The sequence below is a fragment of the Akkermansia sp. RCC_12PD genome (genome assembly GCF_036417355.1).
Lineage (GTDB): Bacteria > Verrucomicrobiota > Verrucomicrobiia > Verrucomicrobiales > Akkermansiaceae > Akkermansia.
This window is the reverse complement of record NZ_CP143889.1, coordinates 1,570,742-1,596,207: the sequence shown is the minus strand read 5'-3', so window position 1 is coordinate 1,596,207 and position 25,466 is coordinate 1,570,742. Positions and strand designations below refer to the sequence as shown.

At 55.9% G+C, this 25,466-nt stretch carries 24 protein-coding genes; 11 read left to right on the top strand and 13 right to left on the bottom strand.

The genetic code is table 11. The features are described 5' to 3' along the window. Positions 1-53: 53 nt before the first annotated feature. The 4 genes from V3C20_RS06690 (at position 54) to V3C20_RS06675 (ending at position 4,104) form a co-directional block, all read left to right on the top strand. On the top strand, positions 54-527 hold the full coding sequence (locus tag V3C20_RS06690; RefSeq protein ID WP_130083288.1) for a hypothetical protein: 474 nt from the start codon (positions 54-56) through the stop codon (positions 525-527). A 74-nt stretch (positions 528-601) separates the two neighbouring features. Continuing rightward, the gene (locus tag V3C20_RS06685) at positions 602-2,029 is read left to right on the top strand and encodes an ankyrin repeat domain-containing protein (RefSeq protein ID WP_130083289.1); all 1,428 of its coding nucleotides are present in this window, start codon (positions 602-604) and stop codon (positions 2,027-2,029) included. 464 nt (positions 2,030-2,493) lie between these two features. Then, positions 2,494-3,522, top strand: coding sequence for a hypothetical protein (locus tag V3C20_RS06680; RefSeq protein ID WP_130083290.1), 1,029 nt, complete (start codon positions 2,494-2,496; stop codon positions 3,520-3,522). Between the two features lie 27 nt (positions 3,523-3,549). Continuing rightward, entirely contained in the window at positions 3,550-4,104 is a 555-nt protein-coding gene (locus tag V3C20_RS06675) for a hypothetical protein (RefSeq protein WP_149873797.1), read from the top strand. 219 nt (positions 4,105-4,323) lie between these two features. Here V3C20_RS06675 and V3C20_RS06670 read toward each other — a convergent pair whose 3' ends face one another. From V3C20_RS06670 to hisI, 5 genes are all read right to left on the bottom strand, one after another. Beyond that, complete coding sequence (locus V3C20_RS06670) at positions 4,324-4,578, bottom strand: hypothetical protein (RefSeq protein WP_130083292.1); 255 nt, start codon at positions 4,576-4,578, stop codon at positions 4,324-4,326. Between the two features lie 224 nt (positions 4,579-4,802). Next, positions 4,803-5,501, bottom strand: coding sequence for a 16S rRNA (cytidine(1402)-2'-O)-methyltransferase (gene rsmI / locus V3C20_RS06665; protein ID WP_130083293.1), 699 nt, complete (start codon positions 5,499-5,501; stop codon positions 4,803-4,805). A 31-nt stretch (positions 5,502-5,532) separates the two neighbouring features. Continuing rightward, on the bottom strand, positions 5,533-6,048 hold the full coding sequence (gene lptE, locus V3C20_RS06660; RefSeq protein WP_130083294.1) for an LPS assembly lipoprotein LptE: 516 nt from the start codon (positions 6,046-6,048) through the stop codon (positions 5,533-5,535). 19 nt (positions 6,049-6,067) lie between these two features. After that, a complete protein-coding gene (locus tag V3C20_RS06655; protein ID WP_130083295.1) occupies positions 6,068-7,018 on the bottom strand; it encodes a tetratricopeptide repeat protein in 951 nt (316 codons plus the stop codon). A 65-nt stretch (positions 7,019-7,083) separates the two neighbouring features. Beyond that, entirely contained in the window at positions 7,084-7,575 is a 492-nt protein-coding gene (gene hisI / locus V3C20_RS06650; protein ID WP_130083296.1) for a phosphoribosyl-AMP cyclohydrolase, read from the bottom strand. Positions 7,576-7,661: 86 nt separating this feature from the next. On the opposite strand from hisI, the gene V3C20_RS06645 reads away from it, so the two are divergent. The 4 genes from V3C20_RS06645 to V3C20_RS06630 all read left to right on the top strand — a co-directional run bounded on the left by V3C20_RS06645 (position 7,662) and on the right by V3C20_RS06630 (position 10,705). Continuing rightward, complete coding sequence (locus tag V3C20_RS06645; protein ID WP_130083297.1) at positions 7,662-8,630, top strand: hypothetical protein; 969 nt, start codon at positions 7,662-7,664, stop codon at positions 8,628-8,630. 37 nt (positions 8,631-8,667) lie between these two features. Then, positions 8,668-9,741 carry an ankyrin repeat domain-containing protein gene (locus V3C20_RS06640; RefSeq protein ID WP_130083298.1) on the top strand — a complete coding sequence of 358 codons (1,074 nt, stop codon included), beginning with the start codon at positions 8,668-8,670 and terminating at the stop codon, positions 9,739-9,741. 76 nt (positions 9,742-9,817) lie between these two features. Next, positions 9,818-10,174, top strand: a complete 357-nt coding sequence (locus tag V3C20_RS06635) for a hypothetical protein (RefSeq protein ID WP_130083299.1) — start codon at positions 9,818-9,820, stop codon at positions 10,172-10,174. A 12-nt stretch (positions 10,175-10,186) separates the two neighbouring features. Then, positions 10,187-10,705, top strand: coding sequence for an ankyrin repeat domain-containing protein (locus tag V3C20_RS06630; RefSeq protein ID WP_130083300.1), 519 nt, complete (start codon positions 10,187-10,189; stop codon positions 10,703-10,705). A gap of 30 nt (positions 10,706-10,735) precedes the next feature. Here the strand turns inward: V3C20_RS06630 and V3C20_RS06625 are convergent, their stop codons facing one another. Next, entirely contained in the window at positions 10,736-11,272 is a 537-nt protein-coding gene (locus V3C20_RS06625) for a DNA-deoxyinosine glycosylase (protein ID WP_202975644.1), read from the bottom strand. Positions 11,273-11,282: 10 nt separating this feature from the next. Next, positions 11,283-12,080, bottom strand: a complete 798-nt coding sequence (locus V3C20_RS06620; RefSeq protein ID WP_130083301.1) for a hypothetical protein — start codon at positions 12,078-12,080, stop codon at positions 11,283-11,285. Positions 12,081-12,539: 459 nt separating this feature from the next. Between V3C20_RS06620 and carB the strand changes: the two genes are divergently transcribed. Then, positions 12,540-15,734 carry a carbamoyl-phosphate synthase large subunit gene (gene carB, locus V3C20_RS06615; RefSeq protein ID WP_130083302.1) on the top strand — a complete coding sequence of 1,065 codons (3,195 nt, stop codon included), beginning with the start codon at positions 12,540-12,542 and terminating at the stop codon, positions 15,732-15,734. A 78-nt stretch (positions 15,735-15,812) separates the two neighbouring features. Here the strand turns inward: carB and V3C20_RS06610 are convergent, their stop codons facing one another. The 5 genes from V3C20_RS06610 to V3C20_RS06590 form a co-directional block, all read right to left on the bottom strand. Then, a complete protein-coding gene (locus V3C20_RS06610; RefSeq protein WP_161981236.1) occupies positions 15,813-18,083 on the bottom strand; it encodes a BACON domain-containing protein in 2,271 nt (756 codons plus the stop codon). Between the two features lie 4 nt (positions 18,084-18,087). After that, positions 18,088-19,497, bottom strand: coding sequence for a LamG-like jellyroll fold domain-containing protein (locus tag V3C20_RS06605; RefSeq protein ID WP_130083304.1), 1,410 nt, complete (start codon positions 19,495-19,497; stop codon positions 18,088-18,090). 67 nt (positions 19,498-19,564) lie between these two features. Continuing rightward, a complete protein-coding gene (locus tag V3C20_RS06600) occupies positions 19,565-20,326 on the bottom strand; it encodes a LamG domain-containing protein (protein ID WP_161981237.1) in 762 nt (253 codons plus the stop codon). 415 nt (positions 20,327-20,741) lie between these two features. Then, on the bottom strand, positions 20,742-21,521 hold the full coding sequence (locus V3C20_RS06595; protein ID WP_130083306.1) for a protein phosphatase 2C domain-containing protein: 780 nt from the start codon (positions 21,519-21,521) through the stop codon (positions 20,742-20,744). A gap of 12 nt (positions 21,522-21,533) precedes the next feature. Then, complete coding sequence (locus V3C20_RS06590) at positions 21,534-21,830, bottom strand: hypothetical protein (protein WP_130083307.1); 297 nt, start codon at positions 21,828-21,830, stop codon at positions 21,534-21,536. A 33-nt stretch (positions 21,831-21,863) separates the two neighbouring features. On the opposite strand from V3C20_RS06590, the gene V3C20_RS06585 reads away from it, so the two are divergent. Continuing rightward, positions 21,864-22,268, top strand: coding sequence for a hypothetical protein (locus V3C20_RS06585; RefSeq protein ID WP_130083308.1), 405 nt, complete (start codon positions 21,864-21,866; stop codon positions 22,266-22,268). Between the two features lie 172 nt (positions 22,269-22,440). Here the strand turns inward: V3C20_RS06585 and V3C20_RS06580 are convergent, their stop codons facing one another. After that, positions 22,441-23,190: a class I SAM-dependent methyltransferase gene (locus V3C20_RS06580; RefSeq protein ID WP_130083309.1), complete on the bottom strand. Its 750-nt coding sequence runs from the start codon at positions 23,188-23,190 to the stop codon at positions 22,441-22,443. A 323-nt stretch (positions 23,191-23,513) separates the two neighbouring features. Here V3C20_RS06580 and V3C20_RS06575 point away from each other — a divergent pair, with 323 nt between their 5' ends. Continuing rightward, positions 23,514-25,448, top strand: coding sequence for an NAD(+) synthase (locus V3C20_RS06575; protein ID WP_130083310.1), 1,935 nt, complete (start codon positions 23,514-23,516; stop codon positions 25,446-25,448). Positions 25,449-25,466: the final 18 nt, after the last annotated feature.

Genomic DNA, 25,466 nt, shown 5'->3' with positions numbered 1-25,466 from the left:
ATGTTAGCTAAATTCGCATGAATAAAATACCCATTACATTTTTATCTGCTTTCATGGCTCTTGTGTGCGCCCCTTCCGCCTTTTCGCAGGAAGAAGTGAAGGCTCCCCAATCCCTGGACGGAGCTTCCATCAGAATCAAGATGGCTGATGAGAAGGAAATATTCTGTAAGGCAGATGATTTATGCATTATCCTGTACAAGCCGCAGGGTAATACGGCTCAGCTTATCCTTACCCACGCTACAAAGACTTGGCCCCAGAGAATTCGTTATGAAAAACTTTCAGGAGATGGCTCCTACGATGCGAAAGAGAACAAAGGGACGCCGGCCCTCCTCACTTTCACCTCCGTCAAAGGTTCCGTTTACCATGTCTCCGTGGAAGGCTACTGGACCAGCGACCATTCCCCTGAGGTTGAAACCGTACAGAGCATGGAAATCATTTTCCCTGCGAACGTATCCATCCATGGGGATGAGGAATGTATCGAACTCCTCCCCGAGACGGAAGAATTTGAAGAGCCGCAACGTACCTGAACTCGTTTCCCGCTCCGAATCATTTGAGCCTTCCAACTAAGTTCCCTTCCATCAGAACCACTCCACCCCATTGCATGCAGATGATCCCTCCATTTTTTAACAAGCCATTATCCGCCCTCCTCCTTTTCCTGTTTCTGTTCATTCCCCAGTCCTTCGCCCGGGATGACAGAGATAACCCTATGAAGCAATTCGCCTCCTTATTGGGCGATACACTCAAAGCCTCTTCCTGCAATGAAAGGAATTTACAGTCATCAAAACCACAGGGCAAGACATCTTCCCCCTCTGCCATGAAGCAGAAACAAAATCAACAAAAACAGAAACGTTTGTTCGAAAAATCGGCTCGGGAGGCGGAGAAACTGATTAAAAAATACAAGATTGACATCAATCAGGAAGTAGAGATCCTCACCCAAAAAACAACTCCTGTTGCCGTCGTGGCAGAATCCGGCAATGTTCCCATGATGGAAGTGCTTATCAAGCACGGTGTAAATCTTAATCAGGAAGGATACACTTATTACGGCCGGACGGGAAATAAGGCGTTTCCCGCCATAATCGTGGCGGAATCCGGCAATGTTCCCATGATGGAACTACTTATCAAACACGGGGTAAATCTTGACCAGAAAGTTGAAAAACGCAACCGCGACAACATCCTCTACACCCACCCAGAGCATTCCCTCATCTTGAATGCGGCGGTGGCATCCGGTCATATCCCGATGATAAAGTTGCTTTTGCAGCACATACCGAATGCAGACATTTCAGGATTAGGGACTACCTATCTTGCCGCACGGCGAGGAGATTTGAATATGCTCCGCTTCCTGAAAGAACAGGGTATCCCCTTTCATTCCGCCTGTCTGGGACAGGCTGCAAGCAATTGCAAATGTCGTAAACCAGATTGCCCCCATCTGGCTGTTATGCGATATTTGCTGGAAGAAAACGGATTTGATATTAAAAGGGATCATGGCAGTTCCCTATATTATGCTTGTTGGAACGAAAATGAAATTTTGTTACACTTTCTGCTGGAACATGGGGCGGAATGCGACATTAACACGACTCCGAGCTATGCTGTCTGCCCTTCCTCCGGGCCAGTCCTCATCCATATGTGTATGCGCAAACATGAAAACGTCAACATCATCAAGACACTCCTTGCCAAAGGAGCCAATATTCATGCCACCAGCAAACATTCCACACAAAATGCTCTTCATGTAGCTTCCTACAACAATTGTGCTTCTGCCGTTCCCATCCTGATCAAGGCGGGCCTTGACGTCAATACCCGTGATAGTGATGGGAAAACTCCATTAATCCTGGCCGCCCAATTAGGCTGGTTGGAGACAGTGAAAATCCTGCTTGACCAAGGAGCAGATGTCTCCGCCAAGGACCACAAGGGAAAAACAGCCGCAGATTATGCCCTGGAAGCATCAAATCATACCGAGGAAACTCTGAACGGGAGTAATTTTGACAAGGAAAAAGCCGGGGAAGTCTATCGTTTGCTAAGCAAATCCCGCTAACTTGTAAGATACATAAACATTGTTTCAACACTGAAGTAGAAAGAAACAATGAAAATGGAAGCAAAAGGTGACTGTCCCCTGGATTCCTTTTACACTGTATTTTTTCTTCACTGCTTTTCGTCAGGTCAGCAAACCTAACTTTCTTTGTGGATCTATTTTCGGAGGACAGATCACTATTGAACTTGAATGAAAAACGGAGTTATATAGGATAATTCTGTTCTATTGTTTATCTTCTATCAAACGGTTAGATTTTAATGCTAAACGTTTATATTATCCTTTATCCAATAATCCAATTAAGGAAATTCGGACAAATGAGGATGGAAAGATTAAAGTATATAATCCACAAAAAAATCAGAATATCTACCCATCAAAAAGGAAATCTCATACATTCAATCACGTCACCAATCCATATGCATTCATGAACTTCATCAGAAAAATCATTCCTTCTCCTTCTTTTTATTCTCTTGGGGTTGAATTCGACATGGGGAAATGACGACATTTCCCCAGTAGCCCGGGCTTTAAAAGGGAGGACTGTCAATGCCAAGGGGGCTTCCGCTTCAGTAAATGAAAAAGCCGGATATTACGTTTTCATTTTTTCAAGTATTGGCTGCGGTCCCAGTATTGATCTCATTAGCGGGAATTCTTCCACTGCGTGGCAAAAAGCCCTGAAAAAGAGCAAGGTTCCTACCGAATGTATTGTCGTATTTTTACCGGGCGAACACGATTTTGACGACAGGGTGGTCAATCGTCTGAAAAAACTGGACAACCCGCTGCCCTATCCATACCTGCTTCCATCCCATTTGCCATGCCGCTTTTACCCCAATTACACGAACGGCACGCCCGCTATTCATGTCTTCGACGGCAAGGGACGTGAAGTCCCCTTCTCCTCGAGGGATCCACAGGAGCTCATGGCTAAACTTGAAGAGTTTGATGCCTTACCGGAGGGGGAACGTACCTACATCAAGCCGGATACCGTCCAAAAAATGGATTTTTCTGAAACCGCCCTCGTCAATATATGGTTTGAAATCAACAAGACTCCTCTTTACCAATATGATTCCGCCGGTAAAAAAATGATTCCTTCCAAAATCCCTGGCAAAAAACCTTACCTTCTCTTATGCAGTCTGGGAGACTGCTCCAACGCAACATATGAACTGGAGAGAACCCGGTTGCTTGAGAGGATACGATTCATGCAGGAAAAATATGACCGTATTCAATTTTTAGGATATATCCCAGGATTCTCCGATGATGACGAGTCCAAATTGGCCGAGTACTCAGAGAGATACAAATTGACGTTCCCTTTCTTTTACAGCCACATCCCTCAACGGCTCATTCCACATGAAGCCTTGCGGCCGGGCGCCATGGTTCATGATGAATACGGGTATGGCCTTGAGAGAATTAAAATAAACGGATATTCCGTCAGTTCCCATCCGGATAGCAGGAAGCAGGACGGGTTTTCCAAAGTTCTGGACGGAATCGAATTTCTGAATGGATGAAAGCACGAACTGTACGTAAAACAAATCATGATCAAACATTCCGTCAAACCTTATTTGTTCAACAGCATTGTATCTGTCACCAGAAACGCCGCTAGAAAATATCCGTCAAGCATCAAAAATCTCCCAATAGTCCATCCGGAGGAAACAAGCAGCGCAGGCGGACCAAAGATGTTCAACGACATGGAGAAGAATAAGGTTCAGGATAGCTCCATTCCCGATTTTAAATGGACTCCGGATTCAAAAGCGGAAGCCGTGATGGCAGATGCGGTAAAATATAATCTTCCTGTGCTCATTTATTTTCCCGATCCCTGGAAAAAATCCCCCATCAAGGATATTGAATCCGCCGCATTCAAACGCGGCATGAAAGGCGTAGCTCTCGGCCTTCTTGTAAAAACGAGCAAAAAATCCACCAAAAAACCGACTCCGCTGGAAGAGAAGTACGGAATCGGCTTATATCCTACTCGCATTCTGGTGAGTCCCGACGGGAAAAAGATCGACTCCAAAATAGGCGCCGAATTTGGAAATGACATAGGCCCCGAAGATTATGTGAATTATTACAAACGGCTTCGGCAGAAGGAGTAACATGTTTGGTATCATGGAGTTCACGTTCAATCTCTCCAATGCCTGAAAACAAATGAAATTCTTCACTCTGAATATTCTGCGATAAGTTTACCATGGACAGCACTCCTCTTTCCCCGGAGCAAGCAATCATTTTCCTGCAGAAGTTCGGAAAACCATTGAGCTTAACCCTGTTCATAGCGGAACCCTTATGTTCCGGCATAACCTTAAAAAATCGACACACTACAGGCGGGTATCCGGCAACGGCTCCGATTTCAAGGTCATCAACTTGGATTGGGCGGTATATTCGCGGCCCTTTTTCACCAGACCGCCGGAGCTGACCAAGTTCTGGAGTTTCTCATAAATTCTCAGCCTCAGGATTTCCTCGCCGCCCAGGGACATGTGCTTTTCCTTCATCACGACGACGGCACGCTGAAAGATTTCATTGAATTCCAGCATTCCGGCCTCATGAAGAATGACAATAAGCTCGTCAGTCACCAAATCAGGTGCTTTGCGCGAGGAACGTGATCTTCTATCCTCAAGCATGATGTTAGAACACTATCATGACACATTTCGAGGGTCAAGTTGATAAGTCCGGCGCAGCCCTCCGCCACCCGGAGGAGAAGAAGGCAAATGACGGATGCCTAAAGATTAAAGGGAAGAACGTATTCCGGATTTTTTTCGTCCGGGTACATCTGCATGAATCCTCCCTAAGCGCACCTTCAGGACAAGCGCGGCGCATTCACGCCGCCTACCAGCAGCACGATTTCCCCCTTGGGGGCACGTTCCGCAAATTCCGCCGCCAGACGGGAAGCGGAGCCGCGATGGTAGGTTTCAAAGGTCTTGGTCAATTCCCTCGCCACGCAGACGGGCACATGTGGGTCCAGAGCCGCCAGCGCCCGCATGGTCTTGACGATGCGGTGGGGGGATTCGTAGAAGATGCTCGTATGGCTTGCTTCAACAGCGTTTTGGAGCATGGCCCCCTTTCTCCCGGATTTGACGGGCAGAAAGCCGCCAAAGAAGAAAGCGTCCGTAGGCAGGCCGGACCCCACCAGAGCCGTAACCACGGCGGAGGGCCCCGGCAGAACGGTGAAGCTCACTCCTTTTTCCTTGAGGGTCTGGATGAGGCGGTAGCCCGGATCGCTCACACCCGGCATGCCCGCGTCACTAATGACGGCAAAGCTTTCTCCGCCCGCGGCGCGGGAGGCGATTTCCGCGCCGCGCGACTGTTCGTTGTGGTCGTGCATGCTCAGGAGCGGCTTCCGTATTTCATAATGGCTCAGCAGAAGCCCGGAATGGCGCGTGTCCTCGCAGGCGATGGCATCCACCTTGCGCAGCACATCCAGCGCCCGCAGGGTGACATCCGCCCGGTTGCCGATGGGGACCGGAACAAAGTAAACGCTGTATTCTATTTCCGCCATGTGAAGGATACTCCCGGAATAACGCGGAACACTAGCCGTTGGTCAGCATTTCCGCAATGGAGGTTGCCACCAGGCGCGCCGCGTAGGAAAGGGCATTTGTCCGCGCCGTCTGGATGTTCCCCACGTCAAAGAATTGGCCGACTTCCTCAGCCGACCCCTTATAAAGCACTTTGCCCGTCCTGCCGTCAACCACCTGGTATTTGACGGCCAGGCGCAAGCCGAGTTCCGAGCTTTTATACGTGTCTTCCCGGGAGGAACGGAGCTGGTCGAAAGAGATGGAGTAAACCTCCCCCTGCACCCGGATGTCCGCATTACCGCGGGAGCTCAGCCGATAGGTGCCGTCCCTCTGCAGTTCATCCGCCAGCGCTCCTGTCACCAGCGTGGCGGCGCGGGGCTCCAGGGAGTTGTTTGCAAACAGGTCGACCTTGACGGTTTGCGCAAATTCCAGTTTGGGCGGCTTGGTGCCCCCCATCTGGTAACCGCAGGAACCGGCCAGAAGAGAGAGAACGGGCAACAGGAGTTTCAAGACGGTCCGGATACGGTTCATGATGGCAAGAGGGATTCTGTTACCTGACGGTCACGCCCAGCTGCTTCAGGCGGGCCTTCGCCTTTACGGCGGCGGCGGGATTGACATCCCCTTTGGAAGCCACTTCCTGATAGCAGAAGATGGCCGCGTTCGTGTCCTTCATCTTGGTCAGGTAGTATTCCGCTACTTCCAGCTGCTGGGCTATCAGTTCCCGCTTCATGGCGGCCAAGTCCGCGCGGACGGCTCCGGCTTTGGCGGTATTCGGGTAGCGCTGCAGGTAGTCTTCATACGCTTCCTGTGCGCGGGCCACGTTGACGTGGTTGCGGTCACCGTCGGCAGCCGCCTGGCGATACAGGGTGGCGATCTGAAGCTGGGCCATGGGGGCCAGCGGAGAATCCGGATGATTATCCACCAGATTCTGGTAGGCTTCAATGGCTTCCTTCATGCGGCCGCGAGCCGCCAGATAGTTGCCCAGCACATTCATGGCCTGCGGGGCGGAAGGCGCATAAGGAGCATTGTCCCGCACATGGTTAAGCCATTCCGTCACGTTTCTGGGGTCCATCCGTACGTCGAACATCCACAGAACACGGTTGGTCAGCGCGCCGCTGGCCGCGCCAAAAGCCATTTCCTTCTGCCGTTCCATGGCTCTGGCGTACAAGGGGCTGTCCGGGTGGCGGTCTATCAGCTTCTGGTACTGGTCAAAAGCTTCGGCAGGGTCCTTCCGGGCCTCGTAAAGTTCCGCCATTCTGAACCTGGCCTGCGGGGCTTCCCGTGAAAGGGGATGCTTTTCCACCACGCGCCTGTACTTCTTGATAGCTCCGGAAAGGTCGTTTTTCTCCTCTTTCCCCTTGGCTTCCTGCATCAGAGAGATGGCTTTCTGATCCACCATGCGGACGGTTCCGGGAGGGGGAGGTGCTTCCGAAGAACATTGGCACAGTATGAAGGTTCCGGCCACGGCGGCCATGAGGACAAGCAGCTTTTTCACATTCATGACTTTACAGGAGGGAACGAGACCGCGTCAACCCGGTGAACGCAGATTGACGCGCAAAAGAAGAATCAATGGCCCTTGCCGTATACGGCCTCGGCATCAAAGACAACGCCGCCGTCCGCTTGCCGCAGGGTAAGGGGCTGCCCCTGAGGCTGTGCTTTCAGTTCGTCGCCAAACGGGACGGAACGGTAAAAACAGGAGTGGTGCCCGGTATGGCAGGCTCCGGCGCCGCACTGGTCCACCAGCACGATCAGGGCGTCCTGGTCGCAGTCGATCAAAATTTGCTTCACTTTCTGCACATGGCCGCTCGTCGCACCCTTGTGCCAGATTTCCTGGCGGCTGCGGGAATAATAAACAGCTTCCCCCAGTTCCATGGTCATGCGCAGGGATTCCGCATTCATATAGGCCAGCATCAGGGGTTCATGGGTCACATGGTCCATGGCCAGGGCCGGAATCAGGCCATTCTGGTCAAATTTGGGGGCGAATTCCACGCCTTTTTCCACATTCACCTTGCCGCGGTCGGCAAAGACAATCCTGGATGCGATGTCATTTTGTTCCATAACCGGCCCCCTTAGTACATGAAATATTCGGCATATACCAATCTTTTCTGTTGCTCTGACGCAACGAAATGCTTTCATAGGGCGGTATGGCATTCACGGCATCCCAAGCGTTCGACCTGCTCCGCACCGCCTTCTCCCGCAACAGGCTTCCCCACGCTCTTCTCATCGTGGGCGACGAGCACCAGGGCGCGTCCCGCCTGATCCTGCAACTGCTGGAACTGATCAACGGAATCCGGGCGGACCATCTGGACGGCGTGCGCGACGAATACTGCCGGCTGGTACGCCCCAAATCCAAGTCCCGCCGCATTCTGCGGGATGACATCCGGGGCGTGGAGCCCTTTCTCCAGCAATGCGCGGCAGAGGGAAAATGGAAGATTGCCATCTTCATGGATGCGGAACGCATGAATGACGAAGCGGCCAACGCCTTCCTGAAAACCCTGGAAGAACCGCCCAGCCAATGCCTGCTCATCCTGGCCACAGCCCAGCCGGACCAGCTTTTGCAGACGATTATTTCCCGCTGCGTACGCGTCAATCTCCTGCAATCCGGAGAATTCAGGCTCACCCCCACCCAGGAGGCCCTGCTTCCCCACTGGCTGGAAACCTGCCGCAACCTCAATAACGATCTGGCGGCCCTGGCCTTCCGCAGCAAGTTCATCGACGTTATGACGGAGGCGAAAGCCGCCATCACCAAAAACATGAACCAGGCCCTGAAAGACGAAGCGAAAGAGGCTGCCCAGGGCACGGACACCACGGACTGGGAATCCCGAAACAAGGACGCCAACGCCGCCCAGATAGAAACGGAGTACCTGGAACAGCGCTCCCAAGCCCTTGAATTGCTGAGCAGCTGGTTCGGGCAGGCGGCATTGATCGCTTCCGGCGCTCCGGGAGTCGCTCCCATCCATCCGGAGGTGCAGACCCTAGCCGCGCAAATGCCCGTGAACGAACTGCTGCGGCGCATGGAAGCGATCAACAAACTGCGGGACGATCTGAATTTCAACATCCACGAGGCCCTGGCGCTGGATGTGCACCTGCTTGCCGCCGTAGGCTCCTCCTGACCGGACATCTCCCTTTTTTCCAAACCAACACACACCCATGAATACATACCCATGCATCCTGCTCCTAGCCACCGCTCTTGCTGGTGTGGCCTCCATCCTCGCCGTCACCCCGGAAGAGGGCAAACAGATTTATGCGGAAGCCAAGGCCGGAAAGGCGGAGGCTCAATACAGGCTGGGTCTCTGTTACCTGAAGGGGGATGGAGTCAAACGCAGCCCCTCCCAGGCCAAATTCTGGTTTTCCAAGGCCGCCCGGCAGGGACACCGCACGGCAGAACGCTCCCTGCGCCTGATTCCCAAAATGGCGCCACTGCCCGTCAACTCGTCCGTCGACCAGGCCACACGACAGAAAAAAGGGATGGAATTGTACGAATACCTGTACAAGCTCAAGGATTACAAGGCGGAGAGAGAAGTTGTCGTCAAAACATTTGGCCGCGATAAGAAAGGAAAAATCCCCGCACAGGGAACGGCTCCGAATCTGGCCGCGGTCAGCGCCCTCATCCGTGCCGGAGCGGATGTCAACTATCAGGGGGAAGATACGCAGAATTACAAATCCTGCCCCCTGGCCCTGGCCGTCAACATGGAGTTTTACGAACTGGCGGACCTGCTCATTGCCAATGGTGCGGACGTCAATGTGGAATTGAAAGAAAACGGCAAGATCGGCAACTCATTCTCCCTGCTCAGCCGCTATTCCAACGACTATCCTCTTTCCAAGGCGAAGTACCTGCTGGAAAACGGAGCCGATCCCGACTACGTAAGGGATTCGGGCTATCCTCTGCTTGTCTGGGCCGCGAGGCACGGGCAGAAGGAATTCGCAGCCCTGCTTCTGGAATACGGGGCAGACCCCGACAAAACCCTGACGTTACCGCGCAAAAAAAATTACAAACCCGGCAACGGGGAAACGGCCCTCTGGGCCGCAGCCAATTCCACCAACGCCAAAGACCCGGACCTGGAAGCCGTCGCCAACCTGCTGATCCAGCACAAGGCGGACGTCAACCGCCGCGCCAGGGACGGCACAACGGCCCTGGACCGCGCCATTGCGCGGAAGAGGGATGGGCTGGTGCGCATCCTGAAAGCCGCAGGGGCCAAAACTTCCAAGGAATCCGGCAAGTAGGAGCGGACGGCTTTCCGGTCGTCCGCATTTTTCAGAGAGCCCTTCCGTCCCCCATCTCCCCTCCCTCTGCACGAATATGAACCGATATTTATTCCTGCTGTTGCCCGCCGTCCTTGCCGGTTTAATGACCGCCCAGGCCGTCACTCCGGAAGAGGGAAGGCAAATTTATATGGAGGCCAAGGCCGCCCGGCAGGGACACCGCACAGCGGAACGTTCCCTGCGCCTGATTCCCAAAATGGCGCCCCTCCCCGTCGATCCGTCCATTAACCAGGCCACACGACAGAAAAAAGGGCTGGAATTGTACGAATACCTGTACAAGCTCAAGGATTACAGGCCCGCACGGGAAAACAGGAATTCTTCCACGACCATCAACGGAAAAACGACCTATCAGAACTTCCAGAGCAGGGGACCAAACCCGATCTTTCCAAAGTAAAAGCCTTCATTCGTGCCGGGTGGACGTCAATTGGCAGGGGGAGGAAAAAGGAGGCGACAAGTCCTGCGCCCTGGCCGTGGAAATGGAGTTTCCTCCATCCTCAGCAGAAACAACTTCAGCGGAGCCATTTCCAAGGCTACCTACTTTCTGGAAAACGGAGCTGATCCGGATTACGTGTGCAATGACGGGAGAACCCTGCTGCTCACCGCTTCCCGGTATGGAAGCACGGAGACCGTCAAGCTCCTCCTGAATGATGGGGCAGATCCCAACAAGCTCAACGGCAAGCCGCGCTTTGGGCATTACAAGCCGGCCAATTCGGAAGCCGCGTTCTGGGTTGTGGCGGGCACCACGGGCCTTCTGGAGAGTTCCACGAATAAAGTTGCCAGGTTGCTGATTGAACACAAGGTGGATGTGAATTACCGCGACCCGAACGGGACTACGCCGCTGGACCGGGCCATCGCCACGCAAAAGAACGCCCTGGTCGCCCTCCTGAAAGCCGCCGGAGCAAAGACTTCCCGGAAACAGAAATAGGGACCTTCCGGGCATTGCCCTAAATTTGCCTTATTCCGCCACGCCTTTGAGGAGCGGGAGAATCACCTCCCCGTATACCCGGAGCTTCTGGTCATAGCTCAGGCGCGCCGCCGCCGGACTGGTGGACGGCATTTGGATGATGCTGGGGAATTCCCGGAGAAACAATTCCGGAAAATACCGTTTAAGGTACTTGTAGGAGGCAGTGCCATTGCAGCATACCGTGATTATGCCCGGAAAGCGTTCCAGCAGCGCAGCGATGTCATTGGGCCGTTCCCGGGTGATGTGCTGGTCCAGGCTTCCGGGCCTGAGACCGGAGGCCACCACGTCCCACAGCCCCACTCCCCCCCGGTTGAGCAGGCGCAGACGTTCCTCATACGGCAGGGAAAAGTCAAACTCCAGCAGCTCCCCCATGATTTTCCAGAACGCATTGCGCGGATGGGCGTAATACTGCACCTGCCGCAGGGATTCGTCCCCCGGCAGGGAACCAAGCACAAGTACAGAACATTCCGGCGTCACGGACGGCGGAAAGGAACGTTTCTCCACAGACTGCTGAATTTCTTCCATCATGCCGGGATGTTCATGGCTCCTTCATGCCGCAGTGGCTGCGGACCTCTTTCATGCTCACGTCCTGCTTCAGCAGGGAAGCCAGCCACGCATTATGGCCGATGGAAGGGGCCAGATTAAACCGTTCCGGACGGGTGATGCGTGTAAAAATGACCCTCTTGATTTTGGATTTGGGAACCGTCTTGGATCCATAACCGTCCGGGACGTTGGAAGACCAGAAAGTCACCTCGTCTCCGCCATCCTTCACCAGCACCGTCAGGTGCCCGGATTCCTTGCGGCCGATGTGGTCCGTCCAGAAAATCTTCATGAAATCTCCCGGCCGGGCCTGGCTCCAGTCCTCGAAGTTCACTCCCGCACCCAGGGAATGCACCAGCATGGCAAATCCCGGCCCGTTCGCGTTGGCCCAGCCCCACGGACCGTCGCCGTCATGCTGGCCGATGCGTGGCATCAGGGCCAGCCACGCACGCTCGGAAATAACGGGTTTGGACCGTTCGTAATTCCAAATTTCCAAAGCTTTAAGAAGAAGAAGATAACAGGCGGAGGAACAGAAGGAGGGTCTGGCTTCCTGAATTAGGAAAACGGGTTTTCCGGCCTTGGCATCCCAGCGGCAGGCTTTCTGCACCAAGGCTTCCAACGCCTGCCGGTTGGCCTTGTAGCCGCCACCGTCCTTGAACCGGGACAGTCCGCTCCGCACAGACCGATACCATGCGGCCTCGTTTTCCCGCTGGCCGGCAGACGGGCGGGCCGCGGAGAAAGAACCCGCCGACAGGGCTGCCGGAGAATACAGCAGACCGAGACAGCAAATCAACATCAGGGCATTCCTCATCTTCTTCCCCCAGAGTATAGGCGCGGCGGAAAATGGCAAGAACGGAGTGCCGCGGATTTCCCCTGAACCGGAACCCGATGAGAAATAAAAGGAGCACATTCGCCGAATGATGCAGGAAAATCCCCGGCCGTTCCTGCCAAGGCCACACGGAGAAATCCCGTTCCGGTCCCTACGGCGGCGCTTTCCAGGCGTTGCCGGCAAGGAGTAGGGACAGGGACGGAAAAATAGCCGCATCTTTCCTTTTCCATGTAAAACGCCAGATTCCGGCACAAACCTTCTCTTGAAGCTTCCTGTTGTTTTGTCTGGACTTATCGTGCGGCGTCCCTTACTGTGCGTCAGGTCACGCGCCGGGTATGCGGAGCGGAGAGGCAACGCACCTTGGGCGGACCCTGTTTCCGGCATTTATTGTTAACCACCACGGATTATATATAGAGGCATCATACCATGGCAAAACGCGAAGACATCCGCAAAATCCTCATCATCGGCTCCGGCCCCATCATCATCGGCCAGGCCTGCGAGTTCGACTACTCCGGCACCCAGGCCTGCAAGGCCCTCCGGGCCGAAGGCTACGACGTCGTTCTGGTGAACTCCAACCCCGCCACCATCATGACCGACCCCGGCATGGCGGACCACACCTACATTGAGCCCCTGACTGTGGAACGCATTACGGCGGTGATTGAAAAGGAACGCCCGGATGCCCTGCTGCCCAACCTGGGCGGACAAACAGCCCTGAACCTGGCCTCCAAGCTGAACGAGGAAGGCATCCTGAAGCAGTACAACGTGGAAGTTATCGGCGTAGACCTGGAAGCCATCGCCCGCGGTGAAGACCGCATCATTTTCAAGGAAACTATGGACAAAATCGGCGTGCCGGTGGCCAAGTCCGAACCCGTCTATACCGTGGAGGAAGCGGAGAAGGTGGCCGCCGAGCTGGGCTACCCCGTCGTGCTGCGCCCCGCCTACACCATGGGCGGCACGGGCGGCGGCATCGTGTATAACGTGGAGGAACTGCGCCAGGTGGTTCCCCGCGGCCTGGCCGCCTCACTGATCAACCAGGTGCTGGTGGAAGAATGCGTGCTGGGGTGGGAAGAGCTGGAACTGGAAGTCGTGCGCGACGCCAAGGGCCAGAAGATCACCGTTTGTTTTATTGAAAACGTGGACCCCATGGGCGTGCATACCGGGGACAGCTTCTGCGTAGCTCCCATGCTGACCGTTCCGCAGGATGTGCAGGACAGGCTTCAGGACTACTCCTACCGCATTCTGGACGCCATCGGCGTCACGGGCGGCACGAACGTGCAGTTTGCCCACAACCGTGAGGACAACCGCATCATCGTCATTGAAATCAACCCCCGCACCTCCCGGTCCTCCGCCCTGGCCTCCAAGGCCACCGGCTTCCCCATCGCCTCCGTCTCCACCAAGCTGGCCTCCGGCATCACGATGGACGAGCTGCCCTACTGGCGCAAGGGTTCCCTGGAAAAATACGAGCCTTACGGAGACTACGTAGTCGTCAAGTTCGCCCGCTGGGCCTTTGAAAAGTTCCCCAAGGCAGCCGACAAGCTGGGCACCCAGATGAAGGCCGTGGGGGAAGTGATGAGCATCGGACAGAACTTCAAGGAAGCCTTCCAGAAGGCCGTGCGCTCCCTGGAAATCGGCCGCGCCGGCCTGGGCCGCGTAAAGAAGCTGGAAGCCCTCACCACGCCGGAGCTGCGTGAGAAAATTACATACGGCAACAGCGAACGCTTTTTCCAGATTTACGAACTCCTGCGCCGCGGCGTGACCGTGGAGGAAATCGTGAAGCTGACCCGCATCACTCCCTACTTCATTGAGCAGATGAAGGAATTGGCGGACTTCGACTACACGCTGGACGCCCAGACATGGGATTCCCTGCCCGTCAAGACGCTGCACCAGGCCAAGGAAATGGGCTTCTCCGACAAGTATCTGGCCCAGATCTTCGGCGTTCCGGAAAAGGCCATCCGCACCCGCCGCATTGAAAACGGCATCGTGGCCTCCTACCGCATCGTTCCCGTCAGCGGCGTGGAACACGCGGAATACTACTATTCCACCTACAGCGGCGCTCCGGATGAGGTGGCCGTGAGCGACAAGAAGAAGATCATGATCCTGGGCGGCGGTCCCAACCGCATTGGCCAGGGTATCGAATTCGACTACACCTGCGTGCACGCCGCCTTCACTCTGCGGGACAACGGTTATGAATCCATCATGATCAACTGCAACCCGGAAACGGTCTCCACGGACTTTGACACGGCCAACAAGCTGTATTTTGAACCCGTGACCGTGGAAGACGTGCTGACCATTTACGAAAAGGAAAAGCCGGAAGGCGTCATCGTCCAGTTCGGCGGCCAGACCCCCCTCAACATCGCCCAGGCCCTCAAGGACGCCGGCGTAAAGATCATGGGCACCCAGCCGGAAGGCATCCGCCTGGCGGAAGACCGCGAATATTTCCGCGAACGCATGATCGCCCTGAATATCCGCCAGCCGGAAAGCGGCACCGCCCGCTCCCTGGAGGAAGCTGTGGAACTGGGCCGCCGGATCGGCTACCCGGTGATGGTACGCCCCTCCTTCGTGCTGGGCGGCCGCGGCATGGAAGTCATTTACGATGAAGAAAACCTGAAGCGCTATGGCGTGGAGGCCATTCAGGTCAGCCCGGAATATCCCATGCTGATCGACCGCTTCCTGGACAATGCCATTGAAGCGGAAGTGGACGCGCTGGCCGACGGCACGGACACCTTCGTGGCCACGGTCATGGAGCACATTGAGCTGGCCGGCATCCACTCCGGAGACTCCGCCTGCGCCATTCCTCCCGTGACCATCGCCCCCAAGCACGTCCGCACCATTGAGGAACACGCCGCCAAGATCGCCAAGGACTTCCAGGTGAAGGGCATCCTGAACGTGCAGTTCGCCATCTGCGACGACGAGGTGTACATCATTGAAGCCAACCCCCGCGCCTCCCGCACGGTGCCCATCGTCTCCAAGGTCACGGGCATCTCCATGGCGCGCCACGCCACGGAAATCATGCTGGGCAAGAAGCTCAAGGACCTGGGCCTGAAGCCGCGCGCCTGCCGCTTTATCGGCGTAAAGGAAGCCGTCTTCCCGTTCAACATGTTCCCGGAAGTGGATCCCGTGCTGGGACCGGAAATGCGCGCCACGGGCGAAGTCATGGGCATTGCGGACAACTTCGGCATGGCCTACTACAAGGCCCAGGAAGCCGCGGGCTGCATCCTGCCGACCTCCGGCAAGGTGCTCGTCACCGTCTCCGACCGCGACAAGAAGTTCATTGAACCCATCGCCCGGGACCTCATCTCCCTGGGCTTCAAGATCGTCTCCACCGGCGGCACTGCGGAATACCTGCGCGGCCAGGGTGTGGAAACGGAAGTGGTCAACAAACTGCACGAAGGCCGCCCGAACCTGGGCGATATGATCACCAACAAGCAGATTGACCTGATTATCAATACTCCGGTGGACCGCACCAGCATGATTGACGACTCCTTCATTCGCATGCAGTCCATCCAGAAGAAGATTCCGTACATGACCACCATCGCCGCCGCCAGGGCCACGGTGGAGGGCATCCGTTCCGCACAGCACGTGAAGGTATCTCCCCGCTCCCTCCAGGAATATCATTCCTGAACGCGGACGGCCCCAGCCATTTAAAAGGAATGCCCCGCATGCGTCTCCGGCATGCGGGGCATTTTTTAACCGTAAATCCTATTGACGGGTGACTTTCAGGCACAGGAAGCGGCGCGCGTTTCCGCCGTGCACGGGTTCCGGGTCTTCAAAAACCGCCTCCGTTTTCCCCTTTGTTTCCATGACTTGAACGGGCGTCCACGTTTCCAGATCAGGGGAACACTCCACGGAATGCTCCACGTCAACGGCCTCCGGATTAACGGGCCATTCAAGTACAAGTCGGCTGTCGCCGCCATCCTTTTCCCTGACCGTAAGCCGGGTAACGCTTCCGCAGGGCTTGAGCGGGTCAAGCCCCGTGGCGTACTTCATCAGATTGGAAATGCCGTCCCCCGCCGGGCATGCGTCCGGAGCCATTTGATCCTCCGGCGTTCCGGCCGGAAAGCGGTCCTTCTTCCATTGTTCATACGGATTGCCGGCCTGGGTGATAGAAAGCAGGCGAACCAGCCCTTCCGGTGTGGTCACCTCCATGATCCCGCTTCTGGAAGCGGAGGAATTGTTGGGAGCAGCCGTCACGGTGAAACTTCCGTCTCCATGGCCGGAGAAGGTTTCCGGCACGGCCCAGGACGCATTGGAAGCAACGTTCCACGCACCCTCGGAAACAACGTCTACCCGCACGCTCCCCGCGCCCTCCCTGCCCAGGGAAAGCTGTTCGGGAGAAATATGGAAAATAGTTACCGCTTTTAGGGAAGATTCAAAGTACAGCTCCGGCAGGGCATTCTTTCCCATCTTCCACGGAGAGGAGTCATCTTCCCCAAAGGAAAAGCCCAGTCCGTTCCACACATTTCCGGAACCGGCCACGGATGCGGAGGCGCCATTCCTGTTATTGGCACCGTGAACTGCGGAAATATCCGCTCCATGCGCGGAAATCGTGGAGGCGCTGTTGAAGGCATTATTTTCCAGAACGGAATCCGCCATGTATCCCAGAATTCCCCCCGCATAAACGCTGGACGCCGTGCCCGCGACAGACCCGGAAGCCGCGCATCCGGTATAGCTCCCTTCCATGTCATAGCCGCAAAATCCGCCCGCCATGGCGTAATAGGATCCCGCCGTTCCTTCCACGTTCCCGGCCCCATAGCAGTGGGAGAACGTGCCTCCCCGGTGGTTGTACCCGGTGAAACCGCCCGCCATGGCCGTACAGGCTCCGGAGACCGCCGCGGCGTGCGCCGCCACCCTGGAGACGGAGCGGCAATTCTCACTGATTCCCAGGCTGTTCCTCCCTGAAAAACCGCCCGCACAGGCATAATCCTGGGAAGAGGAAGCACGTACTTCCGCCCCTCTGGCAGCGCAGTTCACGTATCGGCAACGCACGCTGTCTCCAGTGAATCCGCCGGCCCAGCCCTTGGCGGAATGAAGAACACGCACGCTGCCGGAGGCAACGCAGTTCATGAATCCGGCGCAGGAGGCAAACCCCATGAAGCCGCCCAGCGTAAATGTCTTGCCTTCATCATCGGCCTCCACGGTGCAGGTGGAAAAACAATTTCGGAACGTGGCGGATACGCTGTCATCCGTCTCCGGCAGAAAAGCCACCATCCCGCCGCCGTAGCCATGGAAAAAGGAGTCAAACTCAACGCCGCTTTCCCGTGTCACCACTACGCGGCCTTGGGAATAACAACCCTCCAGGGAACTTCCGGCATGCCCCGTGGCCAGAAAGCCGCCGGCAAAAAAAGAAGCGGAAACGGAGCAAGCAGTACCACACCGCACAAAGGAGGAACCACCGCCATCCCGCCCTACCAGGCCGCCTGCTTCATAAAGGGAGCTGACGCTCCCTTCCACGGTACAATACAGGAACCGGGTTCCCCTGGAAAAAGCCGCCAGGCCGCCAGCGGATGAAACAGCCCTGACGGTCTGGGAGATGAAAACGTTCCTGAGATGAAGGTCCCGGATATCCGCCTCATACAATCCCGCAAAAAGCCCTGCATGGGCAAGACCGTCCGTCTGCACGGAGACATTGGAAATGGTATGCCCGCGGCCGTCCAGCTTGCCCTGGAAGGCCCCGGTCCCGTCTTCCACGGCGGAAGAGGAGCCGATGGGCGTCCACGCTCCCTTCAGAACAATATCCCCGGTCAGGATGAAGTGCTTGTCCCTGTGGGCCGGGCCACAATAACCGCCCAGCGCGGCCAGCCCCTCCGGGCCGGAAATCAGGTAGGGAGATTCCCGGCTGCCGTCCCCGCCTTCAAAACCGGAAACCCCGAGGACCGGAGAAACGACAAAAGCGCTCATCAGAAACAGCCCCGCACAAAAAAGGGAGGAACGGAACTTGCCGGAAAAAAGCAGGGAAAGAAGACTCTTCATGGCATCAGGGATGGTAATAATACTCCACACGGTCATAATAGGCGGTATTGTCCTGGGTGGGGAGATGGTCCCCCATGAATCCCAGGTTTTCCACGCTGCAATATATGAAGAACGGGAAACTTGTTCCAAACGTCACCCGCTGGGTCTGACGGACTTCACCGTCTATCAGCCACTTTACTTCATAATTGCCGTTGGCCAGCGTCAAATCCATCTCCACGGTATGCCAGCCCGTCTTGACAAGCTGTCTTCCGGATACGTAGGGATTGGCCTGGGAAGTCATCGCGACTACCAGGTCGTCATCTCCGGCGCCCAGCCTGGTTCTCTCCGCCTGCGTGCCGGAACCTATTTCAAAATCCAGTTCGTGCTGGTCGTCACAGTAAATCCAGGCGCCTACGCTCGTTCTTCCGCACTTGTCCAGTCTGGGCAGGTAAAGGCGCCATTTATAACGTCCCGTGGTATAAATCTTGTCCTTTGTCAGCACTTTCCGGCGGTCCTGTGTTCCCTTGCGTACATGAATGGCCAGCAAGCCGTTTTCCGTAACGGTTTTCGGCTCCGGATTCGGGTCAGGATCATGGGGGGTATTCTGGTTCATATGCTGCCAGTCCTCCATCTCATTGAAATTCCATGTCCTGTGGTACACGTCAACGGGAGGAGCGGAAGGGTCCGCTGGATGCAGGAGATCGGGACGGACGGCCTCCATGACCGCCCTGGCTTCCTCTTCCGTCGTGATGGCCTTTCCCCACAACGCAATATTGTCGAAATCGGCCGCAGCGGCCTCATTGGCATTGTTGCCTGTGCATCCCAACCCTATCAAATGGATGCGGGGCGCGAACTGGAAATTCCCGGCAATGGTGCAGGTTCCCCTGTGCCTGCCGTCAATAAAGAGATTTATAGTCTTATTGTGAATGGAATACACCACGGAATGCCACTCATCCCCGGAGGGAACTGCCGGAGGGAAGGCACTGGAATTGCCGGATTCATCTTTCCAGGAGCTGGCGCTGGTGCCTCCTGCTCCCCAGATGGTCCAGCCGCTGTTGACGGTAGCCCCGTCAAGGGCGAATAAAGCGCTTCCTCCCGCATAATGGCGGACGTTGAATGAAATGGAAAAATCCCTGCTGGACAGGGGCAGGCCATTCCCATTGGAAATTTGCAGGCTGTTCCCGGTTCCGCCCGTGGCGCGTATATAACCGGAATTGTTCACGCCGCCCGTTTCATGGTGCACGAAACCGCCAGGGGTAATCCTTACCGGGGTTTCTCTCGTAAACGGCACATTGCCCGTACCGGTGACAAGCTTCTCCGGAGTCCCTGCCGCGTCAAAATCCAGAAGATAGATCAACTGATTGGTTGATAAAGACGCATGCAATTGATTACAAAGGCAGAGGGACGCAGCCCAGTAGAGTAGTTTCGCCATCATGATGAACCGGATTCTGAAATGAAAAACCTCCCGGAGCCAGCAAATAAACAGGAAAGAATGAGGCGGCTCAACGCCGTCTGCGCCGGCTCAGCAGGCCGAAAAGACCGAACAAGCCCAGAGAGGCAGTGGAGGCTTCCGGAACCATGACGTCCGAAGCGGGATGCTCTGCCAGGAATTGCACCTCTTCCGCACTCAGATCCCTGTTCCATAGGCTGAAATCATCCATTTTCAGCGTACCCGCGTTCACGCCGTTGTTTCCGCAGCCCAATTGGAAAAAATTGAGCTTTCCAAGATCGGCGTCTCCAAAATTGTAAGTCGCCGTCCTTGTACCATCCAGATACAGGGAAATGGTTCCGTCCCCAGCCGTCATCGTAAAATTCTGCCAATTGGAGGTATTGCCGGTCAATGTACCCACATTCCCTGCATAAAAATTCCCCTGGGAGGAACTCACGAACAGTTGAATGGAATTGCCGATGGTTTCAAACTGAAACGTACGGCCGGTGTCCGTCGTCATGCGAAGAACGTAATTGCTGTTCAGGGAAACGTCCTTGAATTGAAAATTAACGGAAAAATGATTCGCACTGATATTGGTGGCACTTACCGCGGATGTTCCCGGATGCGCGCCGGAAGCCCCGGCCAAATTCAAGTACCCGGTGCTGCCGAAAGCTCCGCCTGACGCGATCCCCGTTCCTCCCCACGCATTGATGCCCCCGGTATAGCCGGTGTAGCTGTCATATTCAGTCGCGGTCGCATCAAATCCCATATGGATGACCAATCCTTCCTGAAGAGGAGAAGAAACCGCAAGGGAAGCGCCATGGGAAATTCCCATGGAAGACATTCCGGATGTTAATAGAATCATGGATAATATTCTCATGGCAATTTAATTCTTAGCGAATTCTTAATCCGTTACGAATGAACATGAGATAATCCCACTCCCGCATGAAGCGCCGCAGACCCGTGCACCAGCCGAAAGCCAGCATGAATGGCAGCGTACTTTCTTTCCTGAAAATCAGCGTATCCTGACGGAATTAATTGTTTTCAATGGCCGTAAAGGCTTGCGGCGCTCCGGGCGGCAGTCACATCAATCCGGCAGGTTTTTCCCAGGGAAACGTCCCCCAATAGAGAAGCGGCCGCACAGCATAAGGCGCTCGGTATAAAAATCGCTCCTTGACGCCGGATTAAGAATTCGGCCAGCTCCATTAACCGTTCCCGGAGCTTCTCTTATTGCATTCCTTCCGGAAAAATCACGCTTCCGCTATTTCCGCGCAGATCAGCGTGGCGTTATCCTGATTGGACGCTCCGTCCCGGTTGATTCCGGCCAATACGGAACACACCAATTCTTCCGCGGACAGCATGGACAAATACCGTATTCCCGCCGGGCCCAGGGAATCCAGATAGGGGCCCACCCCATCACTGGCGACCAGAAGACGGTCACCGGGAAACAGAGGGAAGAATTCCTCCCGGAGATCCACCAAAGGCACCTCCTTCCCCATCAGAGCGGAGGTCAGGGAATGACGGGAAGGGTGGCTCAAGGCCTCCTCCCGGCTAATGGAACCTTCATCCGCCATGCGTTCCAGCTCTGTGGAATACTGGTGAAGATCATTAAGCAGAAACATCTTCTCCTCCCGAATAAGCAGCAGAAGGGAATCACCCACGCTGACCCAGCGCAGCCCTTCCGGCCCTATCCAGGCCGCTACCAGCGTCGTGCCCATCTCGTCATCCTTCCCTCTCTTCCTCCGGACGACGCGCACCTGTTCATTGGCGGCGGCCACCGCGGCCTTCATCCTCTTGCCGGGAGAACGGTTTTCCCGCTCAAACGCCTGGGAAAAACCTTCTATGGCCGCGCGGCTGGCCAGTTCCCCGCCGGTATATCCCCCCATGCCGTCCGCCAGGACCAGCACCAGGGCATCCTCCCCGGCCAGGATGGAAAAGGAATCCTGCTGATTGCTGCGGGCGCCCAGAATCTGGTCCCCATGCAATCCGGAAACCAGGAAAGGTTCTTGAGAAAAAGGCTGCTGCGTCATGGCGGTGAGTTATCATACCACGGCAAGCCCACCGGGATAAAGCAAGAATAATGTGAGAGAAGAAGCCATGCCTGCAGATCCGGGACGATTTTCCAGAGGAGCAAAAGCAGCTATCACTGCGCGGCCGGAGAAATCCGGACGGAACGTCCCGGAGGAAAACATGCAGAACCGGAATGGCGCGCGGAAAGACAATCGTTGAATGCCGCACCAGGCAGAGCGTTCAGTACCCTCGGGAACATTCCTCCAGGAGCCGTTTTCTCCACAAAAAGAAGCAGGAAGTTCTTTTATACTGGCGGCAGGAGAAATCATCCTCTACCGTTCTCAACGACCCTTTTTCATTCCATGAGCCTTTCTTCATCCCGCCCTTCCATCATATGGGAACTTTCCGGAGATCCCTGCGCAACACAGGAAGAAGCCCTTTCCGGCATCAAAGACGATACGGAGGCCTTCATCATCTGCAACCGCGGAAACGAGTTCCTCCAGGCCGCCTGCAACGATCCGGAGAGCTATCATTGCGAGATATCATTCGTCAACGGAAAGAACAGGGAACTTTACATAGCGCCCAAAGATCTGGACTACTCCCAGCTCCAAGACCTTTTCTCCCGCTATGCCGCAGGGGAAGACCTTTCCCGTCTTAAAAGGGAGTGGACTCTTGACGTGGACAAAACCGGCCATATTACCGCCATCATTATTATTTTAGCATTCATCGCCATCCTGGCTGCCGTCATCGTTCAATCCATGAATTGAACGAAAGCTTTCTCTTTCCATTGTCGGATATTTCCGGGATATTCTGACAGAAGGGTTCTTAAATTGCGGACTTCTGCCGGAAAAACATTGCGCCGGCCGGGAGCCAAGGAAACAACCGTCAGGGAAACGCAGGGACGTCCTTTTCCCGATGCAGCACGTGGACGGCGCATACTCAGCAGTTCCCTAAATACACAACGGTTTCATTCGGAACCGTCACATGGCCTTCCATCTCAAACCGGTCAAACAGCCCGTCAAGGGCAGCCAGCCAGGAGGAACGCCCTTCGCCGTTCTCCATCAGGGCATAGGAGGCGGACATCATGCGGCGGAGGTACTGGTCGCGCGTATAGGACAAATTATTCGGAAAGCGGAATACCCGGAAGCGGTGGCCGAAAAACGCTCCGATACTGTCCGTCAATTCCGCCAAGCCCCCGCTGAACCCGTAAAAACGGGGGCAGTAAAGACGATGGATGCTTCCTTCCTCCCGGACAATAGGGCTGTCTTCCACCCTGGAATTCCAAATCAGGGCTATCCTGCCTTCCCCGGTCAGAATACGGCGGCATTCCCGCTTGAACGCGAAGGCGTCAAACCAGTGGAATGCCTGCGCCGACGTCACCAGGTCCACCGAAGCACCGGAAAGTCGGGTATGTTCCGCCGTTCCCGCCACGGAATGAAAACGAGAAAAGCCGTTCAGCGTCTTTTCCGCCTCCTTCCGCATGTCATCGTTGGGCTCCACCCCATACACGGTCCAGCCGCGCTCCAGCATGGCGCGGGAAAGAATGCCCGTTCCAGAACCTATATCCGCCATGCGGGGATTTTCCCGGCGGGTTTCCTGGGTCAGAAGCTCAACAACGGCGGAGGGATAACCGGGCCTTCCCTGGGCATAGGCTCCGGCTTTTCCGGTGAATCGGTCAGTATTTTTCATCAGCCTTTGCGGTATGGTTTACTCTTTTTCTCCTGTTGTTCCAGTCTCAATGCTGTTCCCGGGTCATGAAAAGCCGCCACGCTGCCGGATTCCGGAAAAAAGATGAAGCCCGCTTCCGATGCCCGGCGTTCGGGCGGCATACGGGAGAGTTTCCCTTCCCATCTCATCCTTCCGGCAAAACGGAGGGAGGCAGTCCCCACTGATGGCTTTACAAGTCTTTCATGAGCTTTTAGTATCCGGATCAGACCCGCCCCTCCCGAATTGCGTCCTGATTACGGGAAAACGAACATCTGCGGGTTCCATTTTTCCAGACTGCGCCGCCCATGTTCGGATATTACAGACTTGCCTCCGCCGTTCCCCAGCTCCGCGTGGCTGATGTGGACTACAACGTCGACCAGCTCATGGCCGGATTCCGGAAAGCTGCGCAACAGCAGGCGGCGGCCGTCGTCTTTCCGGAGCTGTGCATTACGGGCTACTCCTGCGGAGACCTCTTCTTCCAGCCGCGCCTGAGAGAGGCGGCCCTGGACGGCCTGCGCCGCTTTGCGGAAGCCACGGAAGGTTCCGGCACAATTGCCGTAGTGGGCCTGCCCTTCCTGCATGAAGACGCCCTGTACAACACGGCGGCGGTGGTCCAGTCCGGCTGCGTCCTGGCGCTGGTTCCCAAAACGGTGCTCCCCAACTACCGGGAATTCTACGAAAAGCGGCAGTTCACCTCCGGCAGGGAGCTGGGAACGGGAACGAAGGAAGTTCAAGTCAACGGGGCATGCATCCCGTTCGGAACGGAAATCGTCTTCCATGATGTTTCCTCCCCTTTCAGCTTCGGCGTGGAAATATGTGAAGACCTGTGGAGCGTCATTCCTCCCAGCTCCCAATTGGCTCTTCTGGGGGCCAGGGCCATCTTCAACCCGTCCGCCGGAACGGAACTCACCGGCAAGGCCGCCTACCGTCGCGAACTGGTCAAACAGCAAAGCGGCAGATGCCTCTGCGCCTATGTCCTGGCCTCCGCCGGAGTGCATGAATCCACCACGGACGTGGTGTTTGGAGGGCATTCCCTCATTGCGGACAACGGCAGGCTGGCGACGGAAGGCGAACGGTTCGGCAGAGAAAGCTCCCTGATCCTTGCAGACGTGGACTTTGAACGGCTGGCGGCGGCGCGCCTCTCCGAAAGCTCCTTCAATGACAGCAAATCTCTCTCCCCTGCCGGAAACGCCCTTCATCTGACCGTGCCTGCGGAAATTCCCGCCGCCCCCGGCCTGGAATACGCCTTCAACCCGGCGCGGCCCTTCCTGCCCTCCCCGGCCCACCGCCGGGAACGGTGCGAAGAAATCATCGCCATCCAGACGGCGGGACTTGCCAAGAGGATGGAACACACCCATGCCCAAAGACTGGTGATAGGCATCTCCGGCGGCCTGGACTCCACGCTGGCCCTGCTCATCTGCGCCCGCGCCTGCCGGGCGTTGAAGCGTCCTGCCTCCGACATTCTGGCCGTGACGATGCCGGGCTTCGGCACCACGGACAGAACCCACGGTAATGCCGTAAACATGTGCCGCCTTCTGGGCGCGGAACTCCGGGAAATTCCCATTTCCGAATGCTGTCTCCAGCACTTCGGCGACATCGGGCACGACCCCGCCGAACGCACCACCACCTATGAGAATGTCCAGGCCCGCGAACGCACGCAAATCCTGATGGACCTGGCCAACAAAAACGGGGGGCTGGTCGTTGGAACTGGGGACCTGTCGGAAATAGCCTTGGGATGGAGCACCTACAATGGGGACCACATGTCCATGTACGCGGTCAATTGCTCCATTCCGAAGACGCTGATACGGTGCCTCATTGAACACATCGCAGGAGAATCATCCCCGGAACTGGCGGCTACCCTCCTGGACATCAACAACACCCCCGTCAGCCCGGAACTTCTGCCTCCGTCAGACGACGGTTCCATTGAACAGAGGACGGAAGATGTGCTGGGCCCTTACGACCTGCACGATTTCTTCCTCTTCCACTTCATCAAATACGGCGCGGAGCCGGACAAAATCCTGTATCTGGCGGAACACGCCTTCCGCGGAGAATTCCAGCCGGAATTCATCCGCCGCGGCCTGGGCATCTTCATCCGCCGCTTCTTCCGGCAGCAATTCAAGCGCAGCTGCATGCCGGACGGTCCCAAGGTAGGGACAATTGCCCTTTCCCCGCGCGGAGACTGGCGCATGCCTTCCGACGCCTGCGGAACAGTGTGGGAAAAACACCTTTCCCACCGTTGACCTCTCCGGAGAGCTGCT

Bases quoted from the DNA above. Each gene is read 5' to 3' on its own strand.
- hisI (WP_130083296.1), bottom strand. From the start codon at position 7,575: ATGGAACAAAATGACATCGCATCCAGGATTGTCTTTGCCGACCGCGGC.
- V3C20_RS06655 (WP_130083295.1), bottom strand. From the start codon at position 7,018: ATGAATGTGAAAAAGCTGCTTGTCCTCATGGCCGCCGTGGCCGGAACC.
- V3C20_RS06600 (WP_161981237.1), bottom strand. From the start codon at position 20,326: ATGGGAATTTCCCATGGCGCTTCCCTTGCGGTTTCTTCTCCTCTTCAG.
- V3C20_RS06575 (WP_130083310.1), top strand. From the start codon at position 23,514: ATGTTCGGATATTACAGACTTGCCTCCGCCGTTCCCCAGCTCCGCGTG.
- V3C20_RS06685 (WP_130083289.1), top strand. From the start codon at position 602: ATGCAGATGATCCCTCCATTTTTTAACAAGCCATTATCCGCCCTCCTC.
- V3C20_RS06620 (WP_130083301.1), bottom strand. From the start codon at position 12,080: ATGTTGATTTGCTGTCTCGGTCTGCTGTATTCTCCGGCAGCCCTGTCG.
- V3C20_RS06675 (WP_149873797.1), top strand. From the start codon at position 3,550: ATGATCAAACATTCCGTCAAACCTTATTTGTTCAACAGCATTGTATCT.
- rsmI (WP_130083293.1), bottom strand. From the start codon at position 5,501: ATGGCGGAAATAGAATACAGCGTTTACTTTGTTCCGGTCCCCATCGGC.
- V3C20_RS06585 (WP_130083308.1), top strand. From the start codon at position 21,864: ATGAGCCTTTCTTCATCCCGCCCTTCCATCATATGGGAACTTTCCGGA.
- V3C20_RS06645 (WP_130083297.1), top strand. From the start codon at position 7,662: ATGGCATTCACGGCATCCCAAGCGTTCGACCTGCTCCGCACCGCCTTC.
- V3C20_RS06595 (WP_130083306.1), bottom strand. From the start codon at position 21,521: ATGACGCAGCAGCCTTTTTCTCAAGAACCTTTCCTGGTTTCCGGATTG.
- V3C20_RS06690 (WP_130083288.1), top strand. From the start codon at position 54: ATGGCTCTTGTGTGCGCCCCTTCCGCCTTTTCGCAGGAAGAAGTGAAG.
- V3C20_RS06635 (WP_130083299.1), top strand. From the start codon at position 9,818: ATGAACCGATATTTATTCCTGCTGTTGCCCGCCGTCCTTGCCGGTTTA.
- V3C20_RS06580 (WP_130083309.1), bottom strand. From the start codon at position 23,190: ATGAAAAATACTGACCGATTCACCGGAAAAGCCGGAGCCTATGCCCAG.
- V3C20_RS06610 (WP_161981236.1), bottom strand. From the start codon at position 18,083: ATGAAGAGTCTTCTTTCCCTGCTTTTTTCCGGCAAGTTCCGTTCCTCC.
- carB (WP_130083302.1), top strand. From the start codon at position 12,540: ATGGCAAAACGCGAAGACATCCGCAAAATCCTCATCATCGGCTCCGGC.
- V3C20_RS06590 (WP_130083307.1), bottom strand. From the start codon at position 21,830: ATGATTTCTCCTGCCGCCAGTATAAAAGAACTTCCTGCTTCTTTTTGT.
- lptE (WP_130083294.1), bottom strand. From the start codon at position 6,048: ATGAACCGTATCCGGACCGTCTTGAAACTCCTGTTGCCCGTTCTCTCT.
- V3C20_RS06625 (WP_202975644.1), bottom strand. From the start codon at position 11,272: ATGATGGAAGAAATTCAGCAGTCTGTGGAGAAACGTTCCTTTCCGCCG.
- V3C20_RS06605 (WP_130083304.1), bottom strand. From the start codon at position 19,497: ATGATGGCGAAACTACTCTACTGGGCTGCGTCCCTCTGCCTTTGTAAT.
- V3C20_RS06640 (WP_130083298.1), top strand. From the start codon at position 8,668: ATGAATACATACCCATGCATCCTGCTCCTAGCCACCGCTCTTGCTGGT.